Below are 18,774 nucleotides of genomic sequence, written 5' to 3' on the forward strand. Positions count from 1 at the left end.
CGGCGCCCCTGCCCTATGTATGCTGATTGCCAAATCAGGCAAATGGCCAAGTAAGGGAGAAGCGACGATGGCGATCTTCGACGACGAACCCCGGAAGAAGGCGCGCCCGCACGAGATCGGGCAGGACCTCTCGCTGCTTTCCGTCGACGAATTGTCGGAGCGCATCGCCCTGCTGCGCGACGAGATCGCCAGGCTCGAGGCAGAGCGGGCCGCCAAGAGCGCCACCAAATCCGCCGCCGACGCATTGTTCCGGCGCGGATAATTTTGTCGGCGCGCAAGACCGCCGCCGAAAAGCCCCAATACGCCTGTTTTCAGACCCCGGCGCCCGAACCAGGATCAAGCGATGTTTGCAACCTACCGACCGATCCTCTCGCTGCTGCGCGGTACCGCCTTCCTGCTCGCGGCATCCGGCCTGCACGGCCTGCTGTTGCCGCTGCGCGGCCAGATCGAGGGCTTTTCGACCGCATCGCTCGGCCTGATGGGCACGGCCTGGGCAGGCGGCTTCGTCACCGGCTGTTTCTTCGCCCCGCGCCTTGTGCGCCGCGCCGGCCATGTCCGGGCCTTCGGCGCCTTCGCCGCGTCGGGCGCCATCATCGCGCTGCTCACCGGCCTCATCATCGATGAATATTTCTGGATTCTTTTGCGCGCCTTCACCGGCTTCACCATGGCCGGCGCCTTCATGGTGATCGAAAGCTGGCTGAACGAGAAGGCCACCAACGAGAACCGCGGCACCGTCTTCGGCCTCTACATGATGGTCACCTATGCCTCGATCATGGGGGGCCAGATGATCGTCGCCGGCGGCGACGTACGATCGGCCTCGCTGTTCATGATCACCGGCATCCTGTTTTGCCTTTCGCTCATTCCGACGGCGGTTTCTACCCAATCGACCCCGAAGCCGCTGCAGGACGTCAAGCTCGACGTCAAAGGCCTGTACGCCAATTCGCCGGTGTCGGCGGTGGCCTGCCTCTTGATCGGCATAGCCAACGGCGCCTGGGGCACGCTCGGCGCCGTCTATGGGGCGCGCATCGGCATCTCCACCGCCGAGATCGCGCTGATGATGAGCCTTGTCGTCGTTTCCGGCGCCGCCATGCAGCTTCCAGCCGGGCGCCTTTCCGACACAACCGACCGCCGCTTCGTGCTGGCGGGTGCTGCCTTCGGCGCGGCTCTGGTCGCGGTGTTGATCTTCCTGATCGCGCCGCGTTCAGGTATCTTCGTCATCGTGCTGACCGCCGCCTATGGCGGTTTCGCCTACACGCTCTATTCGATCGCCGTCGCGCACGCCAACGACCACGCCCGCGCCGAGGACTTCGTCAAGGTTTCCGGCGGCCTGCTTCTGCTCTACGGCTTCGGCACGATGATCGGCCCGCTTTTGGCCGCGGCCTTGATGGGTTCGGTGCGTCCGGAGGGGCTGTTTCTTGCAACCGCGCTCGCTCATCTCAGCCTCGCCGGCTACACGCTGCTGCGTATCCGCGCCCGCGCGCCGGTGCCGATCGAAAACCGCGATGCGTTCAAGACGCAGCCCGCGGACCGCGCGGTCACGCCCGAAGCAACCCGGCTCGATCCGCGCAGAAAGATTGAAACCAATAGTTGAGATTCCGAAAACTTTGCCCCACAAATAACGGCATGATGTTTTCTGACGCCTTTGTGGCGATAGCCGACCCCAATCGGCGCTATCTCTTGGAAGAACTCCGGCGCGGCCCGAAGACGGTGAACGAACTGGCGGCCGGATTGCCCGTCTCGCGCCCGGCTGTTTCCCAGCATCTGAAGGTTCTGCTCGATGCCGGCCTTGTCAATGCCAAGGCTGAAGGCACCAGGCGCGTCTATACTGTCAGCAGCGCCGGCTTCCTTAGGCTGAACATCTGGCTCGACCAGTTCTGGGAAACGGCGCCGGGGGAATGATCTAAACCGCGTCGCGATCTTTCAGATTCGCTCCACGCTTAGGTTTTTGATTTCACGCATGTCTTTGTCCTCGATACCGGTTCCCACTTTCGGGAGACATGCTTTAGCCGTTGTTGTAGGGGAAGAACTTGAAATAGGGCTGCGCTTCCTCGACCACGCGGGCAAAGGATGGGCGCGCCAGCAGACGATCGTGATAGCGTTTCAGCGTCGGAAACCTGTCGCCGAACGGTTCAACCTTGTTGGCATAGAACAAGGCGGGTGAGGCCGAGCAGTCGGCCATGGTGAAGGTGTCGCCGACCGCCCAGATTTTTTCCTGCATCTCCATTTCGACGATGCCATAGGCGTTGCGCAACTGCGCGCGGCTTTCCTCGACGCCGAATGGATCGGTCTGCTTCTTTGGCCGCAGCCGGTCGCCGACGATCTTCTGCATCGGCGCCTGCACGTAGAAATCATAGAAGCGGTCGGCCTGACGGACCTGAAGGGCAAAGTCGATGTCGGTGGGCACCAGCGTGACAGGCCCGGGATAATGCGCAGCCAGATATTCAATGATGATGGTCGATTCCAGCAGCGTTCGCTCGCGCGCATCGTCGCGCAGCGCCGGCATCTTGCCAGTCGGCGACACTTTCAGGAACGCCGCGCGCGAGGCCTGGTCGCCGAGATCGACGATGACCGGATTGAATGGCGTGTCGTTCTCGTAGAACGCGATCAGTGGCTTCCAGCAAAACGAAGCCAGCGGGTGGAAATGGAAAGTCAGGGACATGCTTGGCCTCTTTGTCGCCTTCAATCACGGTTGAAGAATTCACATGTCGCATGCCGGCCGCGTCAAGTTCCGGCCGTTCGGCGCGATAGCGTCGATGATCTGCGGCCAGTCGTTGCGGTGCAGCTCATGGCCGCCGCCTTCGATCTTGACCAGCCTTGCGCCGGGAACCACCTTTGCCAACGCCTCGCCATGTTCGATCGGAAAGAGCGGATCGGCGGTGCCGTGGATGACGAGCAGCGGTGCCATCAGGTCTCGCACCGTCCGTTTCGGGCCGCCGCCCTTGAGCAGGAAATGGTTGGTCGCGCTGGCGAGGCCGCCGGAACGATCATAGTCCGCCTCGATCATCGCGTGCGTGCGTTCCTCGTCGAATGGATGGCGCGTGCTGGCGATCGCGCGGGCGTCCTTGACCATGAAGTCGAGCACCTGCTTCCTGTTCGACCAGTCGACGTCGCCGCCTTGCGCCGAATGCTCCTTGTAGGCTTCGGTCGGTCCGGGCAGGCCGGACGTATCGACGCCGAGCGGCGAAGATGAGATCACGGTGAGCGCGCTGACGCGTTCAGGATATTTCAGCGCCACGTTCTGCGCGAGCATGCCGCCCATCGACAGGCCGACGACATGCCCCTTGCCGACGCCGTGGTCGTCGAGCACGCGGATGGCATCGTCCACCATATCCCCGAAATTGTAGGGCGGCGTGCCCGGCGGGTATTTCGTCGACAGTCCAGTGTCGCGGTTGTCGTAGCGGATGACAAAGCGGCCGCGCCTGGCGAGTTGCCGGCAGAAGGGTTCCGGCCACCACAGCATCGAGGCCATGGCGCCCATGATCAGAAGGATCGGCGGATCTTTCGGACTGCCGAAGCTTTCCGAAACGATGTCGGGGCGCTGCGCCGCGTAGGTCATCTGCTCCTCCAATCCGATTGCATTTTGCAATCAGTTGCACGATAGTGAAACCGATATCATAATGCAACTGGTTTTTCTGGAGACTGCCATGAACATCGACCGCCGGTCCGGTTGCCCGATCAATCTGTCGCTCGAAGTGTTCGGCGACCGTTGGAGCCTGATCATCCTGCGCGACGTGATCTTTGGCGGCCGGCGCCATTTTCGCGAGCTGCTCAATGGCTCGCTGGAGGGCATCGCCTCCAACATCCTGGCCGACCGGCTGAAGCGGCTGATGGCGCTCGGCCTGCTGACCAAGGCCGACGATCCCAGCCACAAGCAGAAGGCGATCTACAGCCTGACCGAGATGGCGATCACGCTGGTGCCGATCATGGCGCAGCTCGGCGCCTGGGGCCGGGTCTGGCTGCCGGTAAGCGAAGAATTGTCGATCCGCGCCGAGCTGCTCGAAAAGGGCGGCCCGCCGCTATGGGAGCAGTTCATGGACGAGTTGCGCCATGAGCATCTCGGCGCGCCTTCGAGGCCGCCGCCCGGCGCGCCGAGCGTGCGCCAGCAGTTGCGGACTGCTTATGAGGCCGTCGTCGAGCGTAAGGCCGAGGAACTTCGCCACATCAAGACAGAGGCCTCAAGCCCGTTGCGCGCATCCGGTTAGAGCAATTCCAGGAAAAGTGTTCGCGGTTTTCCGTCCGGAATTGCGTCAAAACAAAGAGATAGAGCGGTTCGCCGTTTCCGTGAAACGGTGAACCGCTCTAGCGCGACGCGCTTTAAGATGAAGAAACGCACGTAAGCGCGTCAGATGCCCTCGCCGGCGAGCTCTTCCGAAAGCGTTGAAACCTGGTCCTGGGCGCTGCGCATCATCGGATAGATCGCCAGCACCTTTTGCCAGGCCTCCAGCGCCGACTGTTTGTGGCCGGTCTCGGACATGATCTGGGCCAGGCCCGAGAGCGCGCCGAAATGGCGCGGCTCGAGCTGCAGGGTGCGGTCGATGTCGGCCATCGACTTCCCGTAATTCTTCATCAGGAAATGCACGGTGGCGCGCCGGTTCCAGCCTTCGGCATAGTCGGGCTGCAAGGTCACGACCTGGTCGAGGAAATCGAGCGCGACGTCGAATTTCTGGTCTTCCGTCGCCTTTTGCACCCATTGCATCATCAGGTCGATCGAGGCGCTGCCCGACTGGTTCCATCCGTTCCAGATGCGGCCGGCGATGCGCTCGGCGGCCTTCTCGTTGCGCTCGCGCTTTAACTCGGTGAACAGCTGGTCGAGGCGACCCTGCCTGGTTGGAGCGGCCGGCGGAGGTGTCGCGGCGGGCGGCGCGGCATCTGGAGGCAACGCGCCCGGAACCGTTTCTGCTCCTGCAGGCAAAGCTGCGCCGGAAAGCAAAAAGGCGGCGAAAAATGCAAAACGAATCCCCATCGCCGGAATCTAATCCCGGACGGCGGATCGTCCAAATGATTTTAGCGTGCGATAGCCGGCGAACCGGCAATCAACAACAAACGGGCGCGGCGTAGTCTCTTTGCGCATGTCGTTGCCCCAAAACCGCTTGGCGCGTTTGGGCGACATGCACTAAGCCGCGCGCAAGCGTCAGCCCTGGCGCGCCTTGTAGCGCGGAGCGGTCTTGTTGATGATGTAGATGCGTCCCTTGCGGCGAACCAGCCGGTTGTCGCGGTGACGCGCCTTGAGCGCCTTGAGCGAATTCTTGATCTTCATGGTCTTGCCTGTTCGGTCAGGGCCCGTCCCGGGCCGAATTTTAAAGGCGCGCCCGAAAAAAGCGCGCCTTTGAACTTGGCGAGGCTCATAAACGAGGAGTCTCGTCCGTGTCAACCACGTGACGGTGTCCGAACAAGGGCAATTGGCGCGATCCGTCAAATATTCGCCATCCCTACCGGCCACGGCATTGCGCGACTCGAGGTCGACTGGAATGGTGTCCACACCCAAGCGACTGGAGATTCCCATGCGCGGTCTTTTTCTGCCCGCCTGTCTTGTTCTCCTGGCGACCGCCCCGGCAGCGTTTGCCGAGGACTGCGACCGCAGCGACGACAGCCAGTCGATGCTGAACATCTGCGCCGATGCCGACTACCAGGCGGCCGATGCCAGGCTCAATGCCGCCTATAAGAACATCGTCAGCAGCAACGATCAGGCCTCGAATAGGCTGCTGCAGACGGCGCAGCGGGCCTGGATCGCCTTTCGTGACGCCGAATGCGCTTATTCGACCGCCGACAGCGAGGGTGGCTCCATCCATCCGATGGAGGTGTCGCAGTGCCTGACCAAGCTCACCAACGAGCGCTTGAAGCAGCTCACCTCCTCCGCCAACTGCAAGCTGAGCGATCCGAGTTGCGCCGGCTCCGACGCGGGCGGCGACGAGGATATGCAATAGAGCGTTATGGCTGCCTGATAAGGCGCGTGAAATGGCCCATCTTGCGGCCGGGGCGCGACTCGGCCTTGCCGTAGAGATGCAGCATCAGGTCGGGTTCGGCGAGCAGCGCCGGCACTTTCAGCATGTCGTCGCCGATCAGGTTTTCCATCACGCAATCGGAATGCCGGGCGGGCGAGCCCAGCGGCAGGCCGGCGACGGCGCGTATATGCTGCTCGAACTGCGAGATGACGCAGGCAGCCTCCGTCCAGTGGCCGGAATTGTGCACGCGCGGCGCCAGCTCGTTGGCCAGTAGCGAGCCGTCGGCAAGCACGAAGAACTCGACGCCGATGACGCCGACATAGTCGAGCGCGGACAGGATTTTTGCGGCCGCATCCTTGGCGGCCGCTGCCGTTTGCGGACCGATGGCGGCCGGCAAGGTCGAGCTGCGCAATATGCCTTCGCGATGGACGTTTTCGGCCGGATCGTAAGCGGCGATCGCTCCTTCGAGACCGCGCGCGGCGATCACCGAAATCTCACGCTCGAAAGCGACGAGCGATTCCAGGATCAGCGGCACATTGCCCATCGCCTCGCAGGTGCCTGCAAAGCCGCCTGTTTCCATGTTGCGGAAGACGCGCTGGCCCTTGCCGTCATAGCCCATGCGGCGGGTTTTCAGCACGCCGCTGCCGTCGAATTTCCTCAAAGCTTCGGTCAAATGGTCGTCATTGTCGACCGGACAGAACTCGGCCGTCGGGATGCCGATGCCGTTCAGGAAGGTTTTCTCGGTGAGGCGATCCTGCGCGACTTCGAGCGCGCGCGCCGGCGGGTAGACCGGGACCGTTGCCGAGAGCGTTTTGGCCGCGGCGACCGGAACATTCTCGAATTCATAGGTGACGACGGCGCTGGCGGCGGCGAGCTCGGCGAGCGCTTTCGGATCGTCATAGGCGGCGACGATCTGCCGGTTGGCGACCTGAGCCGCCGGGCAGTCGGCCTGCGGCTCCAGGACGACGATGCGGTAGCCGAGGCGGGCAGCAGCCATCGCCAGCATGCGGCCGAGCTGGCCGCCGCCGATGATGCCGATGGTCGATCCGGGCGCCAGGCTCACGGCGCGTCCGTCGGTTCGGCGGCGACCTTGGCGGTCTGCGCCGCGCGCCAGGCATCGAGCCGGGCGGCGAGCTTGTCGTCGTTGAGCGCCAGCACCGCCGCGGCAAGCAGCGCGGCATTGGCCGCCCCCGCCTTGCCGATGGCCAGCGTGCCGACCGGGATGCCGGCCGGCATCTGCACGATGGAGAGCAGCGAATCCTGGCCGGACAGCGCCTTGGATTCGACCGGGACGCCGAAGACGGGCAGCGGCGTCATCGCCGCCGTCATCCCGGGCAAATGCGCGGCGCCGCCGGCGCCGGCGATGATCACCTTGTAACCGGCGGCCTTGGCCCCCTTGGCGAACTCATAGAGGCGGTCGGGGGTGCGGTGGGCGGAGACGATCAGCCTTTTGTGCGGGATGCCCAGCGCATCCAGGGTTTCGGCCGCCTGGCGCATCGTCGCCCAGTCGGACTGGCTGCCCATGATGATGGCGACGTCGGCACGCTGATCGGTCAAGGTTTCGCTCCCGGCGGCAAAGGCGCGCCTTAGCGGAATTCGCCGATAGCCGCAAGGATTGTCGCGATGACAGCCAGCTAGTCCGGCCAGCGCAACGATTCGGTCGAATCCTTGCGCGCCACTTTCATCGCGTCAGCCGGCCGGTCCTTCGCCGTCAGCACGGCGCGCAGTTGCTCGGCCACGATCTCCGCTTCGCCGGGATGCAGGTTGCAAGGATCGAGGAAGAAATGGCCTCGCTCGACCTCGTGGTTGCGCACGATGATCGGCGGCGAGCCAGCGGCGAGCGCGGAGGCAAGTCCGGCAGCCGTGAAGCGGCTCGCCGGGCGCACATAGACCTGCAGGCGATCGAGAGGGTTGTTGGTCGGATCGGGAATGATCTGCGCATTGATACCCGGAATGCCCTGCAGCGCGTCCTTCCACAGATTGAGCGCCGCCTCCTCGCGCCGGCGGATGCCGGCATGGTCGCGCTTTTCCCAGGCCTCGAGCGCCGCCATGGTGCCGGCGATGCTTTCCTTGCCGACCTTCATGGCGCGCGCCACGCCGCGGTTCTGCAGATAGGCGGCGCGGACCAGGTCCTTGCGGCCGGTGACGATGCCGCTGGTCGGCCCTGAAAGGAATTTGTGGCCGCTGTAGACGACGATGTCGGCGCCGCGCGCCAGGAAGCTGCGAAGGTCGTATTCCGAGGCGGCGTCGACGATCACCGGGACGCCCTTGGCGTGGCAGATCTCGCAAAACTCCTCCAGCGAAAGCATGCCGTATTGCACGGTGTGGTGGGCGACGACGTAGAGAGCCGCCGCCGTGCGCTCGTTGATCGCCTCGCGCACATGGTAGTCCTGGGTGACGCTAACGGTGCCCGCCGGAATGACTTTGGCGCCGGCCACCCGGATCGACTGGTCGATCGGCGCGCCGTAATTGACGATATGGCCGAGCTGGATGACGACTTCAGACTTCAGCCCTTCGGTGTCGTCCGGCAGCCGCTCGATCGCCAGAAGATTGGTGCCGGTCATCGCGCCGGCGACCGCCATGGTGATGCCTGAGGCGCAACAAGCGGTGATGAAGCCGGCCTCGCCGCCGGTGAGTCGGGCGACGACTGCGCTTGCTGAGCGCTGCAGATCGTCCATCTCCACCCATTGTGAGGCCATCTCGGCCATGGCGCTGATCGCCTCGGGTACGATGATCGAAGCACCCAATGCCGTCATCGTGCCGGAGACGTTGATGATGGGTCTCAGCCCCAGGCGCTCGCGAATTGTGGTGTTGGAGCCGGCGTCGGAATAGGTTTTCATGAGGGCGAACTCCTAAAATCAGGCGGTGATCTCGACGACCGCTTCGATCTCGACGGTGATGTTGCCAGGCAACGAGCCGACGCCGATAGCCGAGCGGGCATGGCCGCCGATCTTGTCGAAGACATCGGCGAAAAGGTCCGAGCAGCCGTTGACCACCTTGGGGTGGTCGCTGAAGGTCGGGGTTGCGTTGACGAAGCCGAGCAGTTTTACCACGCGCACGATGCGGCCGAGGTCGCCCGCCGCCGCGTGCATGACGGCAAGCAGATTGAGGCCCGTGAGGCGGGCATGCTCATAGGCCTGCTCGACGGTGACGTTGTCGCCGACCTTGCCGGTGCACAGCGTGCCGTCAGCGCGCAGCGGCCCCTGGCCCGAAAGGAAGATCAGACGGCCGCTCTCGGCATGGGTTACGAAATTGGCGATAGGTGTCGGCGGCTCGGGCAGGGTCAGGCCGAGTTCAGCGAGCCGTTCGTAAGGCGACATGGAAGGGTACTCCTTGGATGGCGAAAGCCATCCGCTTTCAGAAATGCGAGGCACGGAAACGCGCCAGGAAGGTGCGCAGCCGCTCATTGGTGGTCTCGGCAGCGAGAACCTCCTTCGGCGGCCCCACGGCCGAGACGTCGCCATCGGCCATGAAGACGATGCGGCTGGAGGCGTCGCGGGCGAAGGCCATTTCATGCGTCACCATCACCATGGTCATGCCGTCCTCGGCGAGGCTTTTCACCACGGCCAGCACCTCGCCGACGAGTTCGGGGTCGAGCGCCGAGGTGATCTCGTCGAGCAGCAGGATCTTCGGCTCCATGGCGACGGCGCGGGCAATCCCGACCCGCTGCTGCTGGCCGCCTGAAAGCTCCGCCGGCAGGCTGTCGGCCTTGTGAGCGAGGCCGACGCGGCCGAGCCAATGCTCGGCGATCGAGCGGGCTTCGACATTGCTCTTGCCGCGCACCTTGGTGAGGCCGAGCATGATGTTGCCGGCCGCGGTCAGATGCGGGAAGAGGTTGAAGCTCTGAAACACCATGCCGGTTTCGGCGCGCATGGCGGCCAAATCGCGTTCGCTGCGGCGCTGCCGCGTCCCGGAATCACGGTATCCGACTTCCTTGCCGTCGATGCGGATCGAGCCCGAATCATAGCTCTCGAGGAAGTTCACGCAGCGCAGCAGCGTGGTCTTGCCGCTGCCGGAAGGGCCGATGATGGTGACCACCTCGCCCTTGGTGACCTGCAGGCTGACCGAGCGCAGCACCGCGACCGGGCCGAAGGATTTGGAGACCTCGGCGATCTCGAGAAGCGCTGGGCTGTTGCTGGAGCTGGTGGCCATGGTTAGTCCCGGATGAAGGCGAAGCGCCGTTCCAGCCTGCGGCTGGCGTAGGAAAGCGCGTAGTTGACGGCGAAATAGATCAGGGCGCCGAGGATGTAGAGCGGCATCGCCTCATAGGTGCGGCCGATGACCTGGTTGATGGCCTGCATCAGATCGGTGATGCCGAGCAGCGAGACCAGGGCGCTGCCCTTCACGGCGTCGGTGACGCCGTTGATCCAGGGCGGCAGGAAGCGGCGGAAGGCCTGCGGGAAGATGACCGAGGTGAGGCGCTGCCGGAAGGTCAGGCCGATCGCCATCGCCGCCTCTGACTGGCCCTTCGGTATCGAGGCCACGGCGCCGCGCACATATTCGACGACCTGCGCCGTCTTGAACAGCGTGAGCGCCAGCACCGCCGCCCAAAAGGACTGCAGATGCAGTCCGACCGCGGGCAGGCCGTAATAGACGAAGAACATCAGCACCAGGATCGGGATGCCGCGGATGGTGTCCGAGAAAATGCGCACCGACCAACGCAGCGGCGCCGGCCCATAGACGAGGCCGACACCCAGCAGCACCCCTGCGATCAAAGACAGGACCACGACCAGCAGCGAGACCCACAAGGTCAAGGCGAAGCCCTCGGCGAGGAACGGCAGGGCGTAGAGGATCTGACTCAGCATCTCAGCGCGCCGCCCTGAAACGGCGTTCGACCAGCCTGAGCGCGAACAGCAGGGCGTAACCGGTCACCAGATACATCGCCGTCGTCACCAGATAGACCTCGACGATGCGGAATGTGTTGAAGTTGATCCACTGGGCGCCATAGGTCAGCTCGGGCACGGAGATGACCGAAGCGATCGAGGTGTCCTTGAACAGCGAGATGAAGGTGTTGGACAGCGCCGGCAGCGTGATGCGCAGCATCGTCGGCAGGCGCACATGGATCAGGCGCTGCCATGGGGTGAGGCCGATCGCCTTGCCGGCGTCGAGTTGGCCGCGCGGCACGGCTTCCAGGCCGGAGCGGAACACTTCGACCAGATAGGCGCCGCTATAGACCGACAGCGTCACGACAAAAGAGGTGGGCGCGCTGTAAGCGAGGTCTATGACGGTCGGCACACCGTAAAAGACGAGGTAGACGAGCAGGATCAATGGCACGTTGCGGATGAATTCGACATAGGCCGCGATGATCGTGCGCACGACGCGCCCGGCCGAGACGTACCAGACCCCCAGCACCAGGCCGATGACGATGCCGATGGCGATCGAGATCACGGCGAGTTCGAGGCTGAGCAGCAGGCCACCCCAAAGCTTGTCGAAATGCCGCCAGATCAGGTTGAAATTGAGCGTGTAGCCCATGCATCCGTCTCAATGGCTCGCGGTGACAAACAATCTCTTGTTTTGGCGCAATTTCGGACGGAAAACCGCTTCACACTTTTCCTGAAATTGCTCAAGGATTCGTCACCCGCACGGCCCGTGTCGAGGAGGCGGAAGAGCGCCTGTCGCGCTCCTCCGCCGGCTTGGCGTAGGCTTGGTCAGATGACCGGGAAGCCTGGATGGCGCGGCGGCGGCTCCTGGCCGAAATATTCCTTGAAGGCGGCGTCATAGAGCGCCGTCTCGTGGCCGAACATGGCAATGGTGAAGGTCTGGTTGACGAAGGTCAGCCAATCCAGGTCGCCTTGCCGGACGGCAGCGCCGTAAAGCATCGAATACCAGCTCTTGCCGGCGTCAAAATATTTGTCCGGGTTGCGCGAGGCGAGCCAGCGCACCGTCGACAGATCGACGGCCGCGGCGTCGGCTCTTTTGGATTCCAGCGCTTGCAGCACGTTCGCCTGGGTGTCGATCTGCAGCACCTGAGCCTGCGGCAAGGCAAAATGCACCGAGCTTTCGGCATCGACATTCTGGAGGATCGAGATGCGGGTGTTGGCGCCATTCGCCAGGAGCTTGTCGAAGGTCTTGTTTTCGGAGCCGGGCAGCGTCAGCAGCGCCACGCCCTCGACATAGTAGGGCCGCGAGAAATGGATCAGCTGCGAGCGCTGCGCGGTCATGGTCATGAACTGGATGGTGATGTCGACCTTGTTGGTCGTCACGTTGGGGATGCGCTGCGCCGGGTCCTGGGTGACGAACTCGACCTTGGTCGGGTCGTCGAAGAGGCCCTTGGCGAGGATGCGGCCCATGGTGATGTCCATACCGACCAATTCACCGGCGTCGTTCTCGAAATGCCATGGCGCATTGGTGCTGCCGGTGCCGACGATCAGTTTGCCACGATCAAGCGCGGTGCGCAGCACGCTATCGGATGCGGCCTGCGCGGCTGCCTTCTCGGCGCTGATGGCGGTAAGCGCGCCGGCGGTGGCCAGCCCCGCCATTCCAAGTTTCAGAAAATCACGTCTGCCGGATGTGTCGTTCACGGCGACCTCCTTTGATGGTGTGTTCCCCAATGCAGCAGAAATACACGCCGCAATCAGCGATTGTCTCTTACAAGAGACGTGTGTATCCTGTACAAGACAGATACTAGCACCAGGAATCGACAATGCAAGAGAGTGAAATGCTGACCGGGTGGCCGAGCGAAGGCACGGGCGAAGAGCGGCCAGCTGGCTCGCGCGAGAAAGGTCTCAACAGGGTCCTGAACATCCTGGAGTTCCTGCACGCCAACCAGCGAGCGATCGGCATCGGCGAGCTGGCAAAGGGGCTCAACGCGCCGCGCTCGACCACCTACACGCTGGTGCGCGAGCTGGTCGAAGCCGGTCTCCTGGAAATGGCCGGCGACGGCAATCGCGTCTATTTCGGCAAGAAGCTCTATCTCTACGGGATGGCCTATATGCGCGGCAACGACCTGCTGAGGCGCGGCCGCCAGGAGGTCGATACGCTGTCGCGCGAGACCGGGGAGACGTCCGAGCTCTGCATGCTGCAGAGCGGTCGCTACACCATCATCCATTCAAGCCCGGGCACGAGGCCGTTCCGCATCAGCTCGGCCACCGGCCTGCAGATTCCGCTGCCATGGACTGCTTCGGGCCGGTTGCTGCTGGCCGGTCTTGATCGCAGCCGGATCGAGGCGATGGTCACGGAAGACGATCTCGTGCTGCCGGACGGCCGCAAGATAGAGATCGATGACTTCATCGATGACATCGCTCGGGCGCGCGTCACCGGCTATTGCGTCACGTCAGGCCTTGTCGACGCCTATACCAAATGCCTGGCGGCGCCCGTGTTCTCGGCGCCTGGCAAGGTCGAGGCAACGATGTGCCTTGTGGTGCCGATCGACACGTCGGAAGCGCGGACTGGCGAATTGGTCGCGTTGCTGCGCGAGCGCGCCGCCCGGCTTTCGATCTCGTAGACTGTGGAGCGCGGGAAACTGCCCGCTCAGGCGATGATGTCGGGAATGATGCGGTCTTCCAGCGCCGACAGCCGGTCTTTCAGGATCAGCTTCTTCTTTTTCATGCGCTGAATCTGAAGCGGGTCGCAGCCCGTGGCGATCATCGCGTTGATGGCGGCGTCGAAATCGGCGTGTTCTTGTTTGAGCCGGGAATATTCGAGGCGTATTTCAGCCTGTTCCTGTTCGGACATTATCTACCGTCTGCGTATGCATCGCCCAATCGGGCTGTTTGGGCGGGACCGGCTGGGTTTGTGACTTTTCGTCTGAGGCCGGCGCGCAGCCCTTATCACATTTCACTTTGTCGTGGAATGCTACCACGTGTCATTCGACATCGAGATCGGTTGGTGGCAGACTGTCACGGTGCCGTCACAGTCTCAACCTGCGGTGGACGTGCCTGCGACGGCTGCAATCGAGGAAACCATGAAAGGGAGAACCAATCATGTCTCTTGCATCCCATCTTGATGAGTTGCAGCGGAAACACGGTGATATCGAGCGCGAGCTCACCGACGCCATGAACCATCCTTCGGTGGACGACCTCGAAATCGTGAATCTCAAGCGACGCAAGCTGGCAATCAAGGACGAGATTGAAAAGCTGAAGGCTAGCCCGACGACACACTGAAGCTCCTCCAGGCACCATCGCCGCAACCCGCCGCGGTGAAACGTCCGGTGGCAGGAAATGCCACCGGCATGGTGTTTTTTAACTGAAATCGATGGAACGTTCGGTCGCGGATGCCGCGATCGGCAGAGCTGGCGTTTTTCGCGTGGCGGCTGCTGATTTGCCAACCTCGCCTGGCGCTTGCCATTGACAAGCCATCTTTGCTCCGCCACCTCATGCCGGGAACTTTCAGATGAAGGCGACCGGCATGACCGGATATTTCTCTTCTCCCTTCCCACGGCGCAGGTCGGTCGGCGTTTCGGTCGGCGGCGTGATGGTCGGCGGCGGCGCGCCCGTCGTCGTGCAGTCGATGACCAACACCGACACCGCCGATGTCGACCAGACTGTCGCCCAGGTCGCGGCGCTGCATCGTGCCGGGTCGGAAATCGTGCGCATCACCGTTGACCGCGACGAGAGCGCGGCGGCGGTTCCGCGCATCCACGAGAGGCTGCTCAGGCTCGGCATCGATGTGCCGCTGGTCGGCGACTTCCACTATATCGGCCACAAGCTCTTGGCCGATCATCCGGCTTGCGCCGAGGCGCTGGCGAAATATCGCATCAATCCCGGCAATGTCGGCTTCAAGGACAAGAAGGACCGCCAGTTCGCGGCGATCGTCGAAATGGCGATTAGACATGACAAGCCGGTGCGCATCGGCGTCAACTGGGGTTCGCTCGACCAGGAGCTGTTGACCCGGCTGATGGACCAGAACCAGGCTCAGGGCTCGCCGCTCACCGCGCAGGAAGTCACGCGCGAGGCGATCGTCCAGTCGGCCATCCTGTCGGCCGAGATGGCGGAAGAGATCGGGCTTGGCCGCGACAAGATCATCCTGTCGGCCAAGGTCAGCGGCGTGCAGGACCTGATCGCCGTCTATACCGAGCTTGCCACACGCTCCGACCATGCGCTGCATCTCGGCCTCACCGAGGCCGGCATGGGCACCAAGGGCATCGTCGCCTCTTCGGCCGCCATGGGAATCCTGCTGCAGCAGGGCATCGGCGACACGATCCGCATCTCGCTGACGCCGGAGCCCAACGGCGACCGCACGCGCGAGGTGCAGGTGTCGCAGGAATTGCTGCAGACCATGGGCTTCCGGCAGTTCGTGCCGATCGTCGCCGCCTGCCCAGGCTGCGGCCGCACGACATCCACCGTCTTCCAGGAACTCGCCCAGAGCATCCAGGCCGATATCCGCAAGAACATGCCGGTGTGGCGCGAGAAATATCCGGGCGTCGAGAACCTCAAGGTCGCGGTGATGGGCTGCATCGTCAATGGTCCCGGCGAATCCAAGCATGCCGACATCGGCATATCCTTGCCTGGCACCGGCGAGACGCCGACGGCGCCTGTCTTCATCGACGGCAAGAAGGCGGCGACGCTGCGCGGTCCGTCCATCGCGCAGGATTTCGAGAAGATGGTCGGCGACTATATCGAGCAGCGCTACGGACACGGCAAAGCCGCGGCCGAGTAGGCCTATGCACCGTTTCCTCACGGTGGCCCTGGCCTTGCTGTGCAGCTTGAGTTGGGTGGCGGGCGCGTCCGCCGACCCGCCGCAGTCGAAATCGGCCGGCAAACGGCTGATCAACCGAGTCTGCGATCTGATCGAAGCCCAAGCCCAACAGAACGGGCTGCCCAAGGATTTCTTCGCCCGGCTGATCTGGAAGGAAAGCCGCTTCGATCCGAACGCGGTGAGCCCGGTCGGCGCCGAAGGCATCGCGCAGTTCATGCCGGGAACCGCCAAGATGCGCGGCCTGGCCAATTCCTTCGACATCGAGCAGGCCATTCCGGCTTCCGCGAAATATCTAGCCGAGATGAAGGCGGGCTATGGCAATCTCGGCCTCGCGGCCGCGGCCTACAATGCCGGCGAGAACCGCGTGTCGCGCTGGCTGGCCTCCGGCGGCTTCCTGCCGATGGAGACGGAAAGCTATGTCTTCGACATCATGGGCGAACCCGTCGACAAGTTTTCCGACAAATCCTATGCCGGCACCGTCGAGCCGCTCGACCCCAAGATGAGCTTCGCGGTCGCCTGCCGCCGGCTGCCGGTGATCATGTCGCGGACGGTCGCCATGGCCTCGATCAACGTCAAGCCGTGGGGCGTGCAGGTGGCGGGCAATTTCCGCCGTTCCGCGGCGATCGGCCAATGGCTGAGGGTCAAGAGCCGGTTCCCGGCGCTGCTCGCCAGCCATGATCCGGTGGTGAGCCGGGTGCGCACGCCGATCGGGCGGCGCGGCATCTACGCGGTCAGGATCGGCGCGGACTTGCGCGGCGAGGCCAACGGCATCTGCGACAAGCTGCAAAGCGTCGGCGGCGCCTGCGTGGTGATGCGCAACCGGTAGCTATGCCGTCTTAGCCGTCACCGTCTCGCTGAGCCAGGTGCCGATCTTGGCGCCAAGGCGGTCGGGCGATACCGGCTTCGGCAGATAATCGTCCATGCCGGCCTCGATGCATTTCTCGCGGTCGCCCTTCAGCGCATGCGCGGTGACGCCGATGATCGGCGTGCGCTCACCGTTCTGCGCTTCCATCGCACGGATGGCGCGGGTCGCCTCATAGCCGTTCATTTCCGGCATAGAGACGTCCATCAGCACCAGGCGGGGGCGCAGCGCGCGGTACATTTCGACAGCCGTGCGGCCATTGCCGGCGATGCGGTAGCTGAGACCGAAGCCATTGAGGATCTGGCCGAAGACCAGCTGGTTCACGTCATTGTCCTCGGCGATCAGGATATCGATCGGGCCGCTCGGCGCTGCGGTCGATTCCGGTGCCGCCGGCACGGGCGCCGCCGGGCCGCGAATGACGGTGAAGGACGGCGCCGCCGCGACCGGCTCGCGCACGAAATGAGCCTTGGTGCCCTGCATGCGCGCCTTCTGTATGGCGGAGATCACCGTGCCCAGCAGCACCGCCGAACGCGCCGGCTTGGTGAGATGCGCGACGATGCCGAAATCGATAACCATCCTGCCGAAATCCACCTGGTCGACCGAGGTGAGCAGCACGACCGGGATGGACGAAAGCCGGCTGTCGGCGGCAATCGCCTTGGCGACATCGGCGCCGTTCATGCCGGGCATCTGGTAGTCGAGGATGATGCAGTCGACAGAGGCGCCGAGCTGGCAGGCGCGGTCGAGGAAGGCAAGGCCGACAGCGCCGCTTTCGGCGGCCGCACAGTCGAAGCTCCAGCTTCTGAGCTGCTCCAGCAGAATCTCCCGGTTGACCGGATTGTCGTCGATGACCAGCACCCGGGCGCCGGTGACATCGACCGGCACCAGCTTGTCGGCCGCCGCCTGGTTGTGCGCCGGCAGCGGCACGGCGAACCAGAAGACGGAGCCGCGGCCGATCTCGCTTTCGACGCCGATCTTGCCGCCCATCAGGTCGACAAGCCGGGCGCCGATCGCAAGGCCAAGCCCGGTGCCTTCGTGGCGACGGGTCGAGGAGCCGTCGACCTGGGCGAATTTCTCGAACACGCTTTGCAGCTTTTCGGCCGGGATGCCGATGCCGGTGTCCTCGACGCGGACCTTGAGCTGGACGACGCCGTCGACGACATCGCCGCCGACATCGACCAGCACATGGCCCTTCTCGGTGAACTTCACGGCGTTGCCAAGCAGATTGGTGACGATCTGGCGGAAGCGTCCGGCATCGCCGACGACAAAGGCCGGCAGGCGCGGGTCGACGCGCACGATGAGCTCGAGGTTCTTTTCGGCAACGCGCGCCGACACCAGCGTCGCCACATCCTCGACCGCTTCCGCCAGGCGGAAGGGAGCGGGGTCGAGGGTGAGCTGGCCGGCATTGATCTTCGAGAAATCGAGGATGTCGTTGATGATGGTGAGCAGCGCGTTGCCGGATTTGACGATGACATCGGTGAAGGTCTTCTGGCGGGGCGTAAGCTCCGTCTTGGCCAGCAGCTCGGCCATGCCGAGCACGCCGTTCATCGGCGTGCGGATCTCATGGCTCATATTGGCCAGGAATTCCGACTTAGCGCGATCGGCCGCCTCGGCCTTGAACAGCGACGCGGCGCTCTCGGCGAAGGCGCGGCGGATGGCGTTCTCCATCGGCCGGAAGATCAGAACCGCGGCGATGGCCAGCACGGCAAACAGCAGACCGCTCGCCCACAGCAGCAGCCGGTCGTTGGCAGCGTCGGCGAGGCGACGCTCCTCGTCGAGCGCGGTGCGCACCTTGACCAGCATCGGCTGGGCGAACAGGTCGTTCTGGTTGCGGATCTCGCGGTAGCTCCATTCATCGACCTTCTGCGCCGTCGACATCAAATTGAAGTTACGCACCATGTCGCGTGCCGACCAGAACAGGTCGTCGTTGACCGAAGCGGTGTCCAACGCGTTGATGGTGTTCCTGGACAGGCGCGGCCTGATCGCGGCCAACTGCGCGTTGAGTATCCCGATCTCGCTGGTCAGCCGCTCGGAGTGGCCGCGCGCGGCAGCGGCCAGCGCATCGCGCGTCTCGCTGCGCCAGGCGGTGCCGGTCGTCTCGGCGAAATTGGTGGCGTTGCGCAGGTCGCGAGCAAAGATGACGAAATTGCCGCTGAGGGCATCGACTTCGTGGCGGTACGAATTCACACGGTTGAGCGCGAACATCACGGCGGCCGAGGCCAGCGCGAAGACAAGCAGCCCCGAAATGTAGCGGATCCGGATCGACCGGAGGAAGGAAGAATATTCCGGCATGCGCCACCCCAACACATACGCATAATTTTAATGGCCGGGATTACG

Annotated in this window: 22 protein-coding genes and 1 pseudogene; 9 read left to right on the forward strand and 14 right to left on the reverse strand. The window is 63.8% G+C overall.

Annotated elements, in window-relative coordinates:
- Positions 1 to 67 precede the first annotated feature (67 nt).
- The 3 genes and pseudogenes from EJ068_RS10830 (at position 68) to EJ068_RS10840 (ending at position 1,899) form a co-directional block, all read left to right on the forward strand.
- Complete coding sequence (locus EJ068_RS10830; protein ID WP_126080827.1) at positions 68 to 262, forward strand: DUF1192 family protein; 195 nt, start codon at positions 68 to 70, stop codon at positions 260 to 262.
- A gap of 24 nt (positions 263 to 286) precedes the next feature.
- A pseudogene (locus tag EJ068_RS10835) lies at positions 287 to 1,591 on the forward strand (MFS transporter); the annotation flags it as partial.
- A gap of 32 nt (positions 1,592 to 1,623) precedes the next feature.
- Positions 1,624 to 1,899, forward strand: a complete 276-nt coding sequence (locus EJ068_RS10840; RefSeq protein ID WP_040998815.1) for a metalloregulator ArsR/SmtB family transcription factor — start codon at positions 1,624 to 1,626, stop codon at positions 1,897 to 1,899.
- A 103-nt stretch (positions 1,900 to 2,002) separates the two neighbouring features.
- Here the strand turns inward: EJ068_RS10840 and EJ068_RS10845 are convergent, their stop codons facing one another.
- Entirely contained in the window at positions 2,003 to 2,659 is a 657-nt protein-coding gene (locus tag EJ068_RS10845) for a glutathione S-transferase family protein (RefSeq protein WP_127250534.1), read from the reverse strand.
- Between the two features lie 39 nt (positions 2,660 to 2,698).
- Entirely contained in the window at positions 2,699 to 3,556 is an 858-nt protein-coding gene (locus EJ068_RS10850) for an alpha/beta hydrolase (protein WP_127250536.1), read from the reverse strand.
- 88 nt (positions 3,557 to 3,644) lie between these two features.
- On the opposite strand from EJ068_RS10850, the gene EJ068_RS10855 reads away from it, so the two are divergent.
- Positions 3,645 to 4,202: a helix-turn-helix domain-containing protein gene (locus tag EJ068_RS10855; RefSeq protein ID WP_127250538.1), complete on the forward strand. Its 558-nt coding sequence runs from the start codon at positions 3,645 to 3,647 to the stop codon at positions 4,200 to 4,202.
- 140 nt (positions 4,203 to 4,342) lie between these two features.
- On the opposite strand, the gene EJ068_RS10860 is transcribed toward EJ068_RS10855, so the two are convergent.
- Together EJ068_RS10860 and ykgO are read right to left on the reverse strand one after the other, a co-directional pair.
- On the reverse strand, positions 4,343 to 4,963 hold the full coding sequence (locus EJ068_RS10860) for a hypothetical protein (RefSeq protein ID WP_127250540.1): 621 nt from the start codon (positions 4,961 to 4,963) through the stop codon (positions 4,343 to 4,345).
- Positions 4,964 to 5,131: 168 nt separating this feature from the next.
- On the reverse strand, positions 5,132 to 5,257 hold the full coding sequence (ykgO, locus tag EJ068_RS10865) for a type B 50S ribosomal protein L36 (RefSeq protein ID WP_040974291.1): 126 nt from the start codon (positions 5,255 to 5,257) through the stop codon (positions 5,132 to 5,134).
- Between the two features lie 244 nt (positions 5,258 to 5,501).
- Between ykgO and EJ068_RS10870 the strand changes: the two genes are divergently transcribed.
- Positions 5,502 to 5,924: a lysozyme inhibitor LprI family protein gene (locus EJ068_RS10870; protein WP_126080821.1), complete on the forward strand. Its 423-nt coding sequence runs from the start codon at positions 5,502 to 5,504 to the stop codon at positions 5,922 to 5,924.
- Between the two features lie 4 nt (positions 5,925 to 5,928).
- Here the strand turns inward: EJ068_RS10870 and EJ068_RS10875 are convergent, their stop codons facing one another.
- The 8 genes from EJ068_RS10875 to EJ068_RS10910 all read right to left on the reverse strand — a co-directional run bounded on the left by EJ068_RS10875 (position 5,929) and on the right by EJ068_RS10910 (position 12,421).
- Entirely contained in the window at positions 5,929 to 7,005 is a 1,077-nt protein-coding gene (locus EJ068_RS10875) for a 5-(carboxyamino)imidazole ribonucleotide synthase (protein WP_127250541.1), read from the reverse strand.
- Positions 7,002 to 7,499, reverse strand: coding sequence for a 5-(carboxyamino)imidazole ribonucleotide mutase (purE, locus tag EJ068_RS10880; RefSeq protein WP_126064066.1), 498 nt, complete (start codon positions 7,497 to 7,499; stop codon positions 7,002 to 7,004). Before purE ends, EJ068_RS10875 begins: the two co-directional genes overlap by 4 nt.
- Before the next feature lie 77 nt (positions 7,500 to 7,576).
- Positions 7,577 to 8,782 (reverse strand): aminotransferase class V-fold PLP-dependent enzyme, encoded by a 1,206-nt coding sequence (locus tag EJ068_RS10885; protein WP_127251040.1) that lies wholly within the window; start codon positions 8,780 to 8,782, stop codon positions 7,577 to 7,579.
- Positions 8,783 to 8,800: 18 nt separating this feature from the next.
- Positions 8,801 to 9,262: a RidA family protein gene (locus EJ068_RS10890; RefSeq protein WP_042641524.1), complete on the reverse strand. Its 462-nt coding sequence runs from the start codon at positions 9,260 to 9,262 to the stop codon at positions 8,801 to 8,803.
- A gap of 37 nt (positions 9,263 to 9,299) precedes the next feature.
- On the reverse strand, positions 9,300 to 10,094 hold the full coding sequence (locus tag EJ068_RS10895; protein WP_127251041.1) for an amino acid ABC transporter ATP-binding protein: 795 nt from the start codon (positions 10,092 to 10,094) through the stop codon (positions 9,300 to 9,302).
- Positions 10,095 to 10,096: 2 nt separating this feature from the next.
- Positions 10,097 to 10,747 (reverse strand): amino acid ABC transporter permease, encoded by a 651-nt coding sequence (locus EJ068_RS10900; protein WP_126080816.1) that lies wholly within the window; start codon positions 10,745 to 10,747, stop codon positions 10,097 to 10,099.
- A gap of 1 nt (position 10,748) precedes the next feature.
- Positions 10,749 to 11,414, reverse strand: coding sequence for an amino acid ABC transporter permease (locus EJ068_RS10905; RefSeq protein WP_126080815.1), 666 nt, complete (start codon positions 11,412 to 11,414; stop codon positions 10,749 to 10,751).
- A gap of 176 nt (positions 11,415 to 11,590) precedes the next feature.
- On the reverse strand, positions 11,591 to 12,421 hold the full coding sequence (locus tag EJ068_RS10910) for a transporter substrate-binding domain-containing protein (RefSeq protein ID WP_189341575.1): 831 nt from the start codon (positions 12,419 to 12,421) through the stop codon (positions 11,591 to 11,593).
- Positions 12,422 to 12,585: 164 nt separating this feature from the next.
- Between EJ068_RS10910 and EJ068_RS10915 the strand changes: the two genes are divergently transcribed.
- A complete protein-coding gene (locus EJ068_RS10915) occupies positions 12,586 to 13,386 on the forward strand; it encodes an IclR family transcriptional regulator (protein WP_126080813.1) in 801 nt (266 codons plus the stop codon).
- Positions 13,387 to 13,412: 26 nt separating this feature from the next.
- On the opposite strand, the gene EJ068_RS10920 is transcribed toward EJ068_RS10915, so the two are convergent.
- The gene (locus EJ068_RS10920; protein ID WP_126080812.1) at positions 13,413 to 13,616 is read right to left on the reverse strand and encodes a YdcH family protein; all 204 of its coding nucleotides are present in this window, start codon (positions 13,614 to 13,616) and stop codon (positions 13,413 to 13,415) included.
- A 248-nt stretch (positions 13,617 to 13,864) separates the two neighbouring features.
- On the opposite strand from EJ068_RS10920, the gene EJ068_RS10925 reads away from it, so the two are divergent.
- The 3 genes from EJ068_RS10925 (at position 13,865) to EJ068_RS10935 (ending at position 16,404) form a co-directional block, all read left to right on the forward strand.
- Entirely contained in the window at positions 13,865 to 14,044 is a 180-nt protein-coding gene (locus EJ068_RS10925; protein WP_042641511.1) for a YdcH family protein, read from the forward strand.
- Positions 14,045 to 14,288: 244 nt separating this feature from the next.
- Complete coding sequence (ispG, locus tag EJ068_RS10930; RefSeq protein WP_126080811.1) at positions 14,289 to 15,539, forward strand: flavodoxin-dependent (E)-4-hydroxy-3-methylbut-2-enyl-diphosphate synthase; 1,251 nt, start codon at positions 14,289 to 14,291, stop codon at positions 15,537 to 15,539.
- A 4-nt stretch (positions 15,540 to 15,543) separates the two neighbouring features.
- The gene (locus tag EJ068_RS10935) at positions 15,544 to 16,404 is read left to right on the forward strand and encodes a lytic transglycosylase domain-containing protein (RefSeq protein WP_129554531.1); all 861 of its coding nucleotides are present in this window, start codon (positions 15,544 to 15,546) and stop codon (positions 16,402 to 16,404) included.
- Here EJ068_RS10935 and EJ068_RS10940 read toward each other — a convergent pair whose 3' ends face one another.
- Entirely contained in the window at positions 16,405 to 18,729 is a 2,325-nt protein-coding gene (locus EJ068_RS10940; protein ID WP_126080809.1) for a response regulator, read from the reverse strand. It abuts the gene before it with no gap.
- Positions 18,730 to 18,774 lie beyond the last annotated feature (45 nt).

Source organism: Mesorhizobium sp. M2A.F.Ca.ET.043.02.1.1 (assembly GCF_003952405.1).
GTDB lineage: Bacteria > Pseudomonadota > Alphaproteobacteria > Rhizobiales > Rhizobiaceae > Mesorhizobium.

Coding starts and splice junctions, on each gene's coding strand:
- EJ068_RS10830 (WP_126080827.1), top strand. CDS start 68: ATGGCGATCTTCGACGACGAACCCCGGAAGAAGGCGCGCCCGCACGAG.
- EJ068_RS10840 (WP_040998815.1), top strand. CDS start 1,624: ATGATGTTTTCTGACGCCTTTGTGGCGATAGCCGACCCCAATCGGCGC.
- EJ068_RS10845 (WP_127250534.1), bottom strand. CDS start 2,659: ATGTCCCTGACTTTCCATTTCCACCCGCTGGCTTCGTTTTGCTGGAAG.
- EJ068_RS10850 (WP_127250536.1), bottom strand. CDS start 3,556: ATGACCTACGCGGCGCAGCGCCCCGACATCGTTTCGGAAAGCTTCGGC.
- EJ068_RS10855 (WP_127250538.1), top strand. CDS start 3,645: ATGAACATCGACCGCCGGTCCGGTTGCCCGATCAATCTGTCGCTCGAA.
- EJ068_RS10860 (WP_127250540.1), bottom strand. CDS start 4,963: ATGGGGATTCGTTTTGCATTTTTCGCCGCCTTTTTGCTTTCCGGCGCA.
- ykgO (WP_040974291.1), bottom strand. CDS start 5,257: ATGAAGATCAAGAATTCGCTCAAGGCGCTCAAGGCGCGTCACCGCGAC.
- EJ068_RS10870 (WP_126080821.1), top strand. CDS start 5,502: ATGCGCGGTCTTTTTCTGCCCGCCTGTCTTGTTCTCCTGGCGACCGCC.
- EJ068_RS10885 (WP_127251040.1), bottom strand. CDS start 8,782: ATGAAAACCTATTCCGACGCCGGCTCCAACACCACAATTCGCGAGCGC.
- EJ068_RS10890 (WP_042641524.1), bottom strand. CDS start 9,262: ATGTCGCCTTACGAACGGCTCGCTGAACTCGGCCTGACCCTGCCCGAG.
- EJ068_RS10895 (WP_127251041.1), bottom strand. CDS start 10,094: ATGGCCACCAGCTCCAGCAACAGCCCAGCGCTTCTCGAGATCGCCGAG.
- EJ068_RS10900 (WP_126080816.1), bottom strand. CDS start 10,747: ATGCTGAGTCAGATCCTCTACGCCCTGCCGTTCCTCGCCGAGGGCTTC.
- EJ068_RS10905 (WP_126080815.1), bottom strand. CDS start 11,414: ATGGGCTACACGCTCAATTTCAACCTGATCTGGCGGCATTTCGACAAG.
- EJ068_RS10910 (WP_189341575.1), bottom strand. CDS start 12,421: ATGGCGGGGCTGGCCACCGCCGGCGCGCTTACCGCCATCAGCGCCGAG.
- EJ068_RS10915 (WP_126080813.1), top strand. CDS start 12,586: ATGCAAGAGAGTGAAATGCTGACCGGGTGGCCGAGCGAAGGCACGGGC.
- EJ068_RS10920 (WP_126080812.1), bottom strand. CDS start 13,616: ATGTCCGAACAGGAACAGGCTGAAATACGCCTCGAATATTCCCGGCTC.
- EJ068_RS10925 (WP_042641511.1), top strand. CDS start 13,865: ATGTCTCTTGCATCCCATCTTGATGAGTTGCAGCGGAAACACGGTGAT.
- ispG (WP_126080811.1), top strand. CDS start 14,289: ATGACCGGATATTTCTCTTCTCCCTTCCCACGGCGCAGGTCGGTCGGC.
- EJ068_RS10935 (WP_129554531.1), top strand. CDS start 15,544: ATGCACCGTTTCCTCACGGTGGCCCTGGCCTTGCTGTGCAGCTTGAGT.
- EJ068_RS10940 (WP_126080809.1), bottom strand. CDS start 18,729: ATGCCGGAATATTCTTCCTTCCTCCGGTCGATCCGGATCCGCTACATT.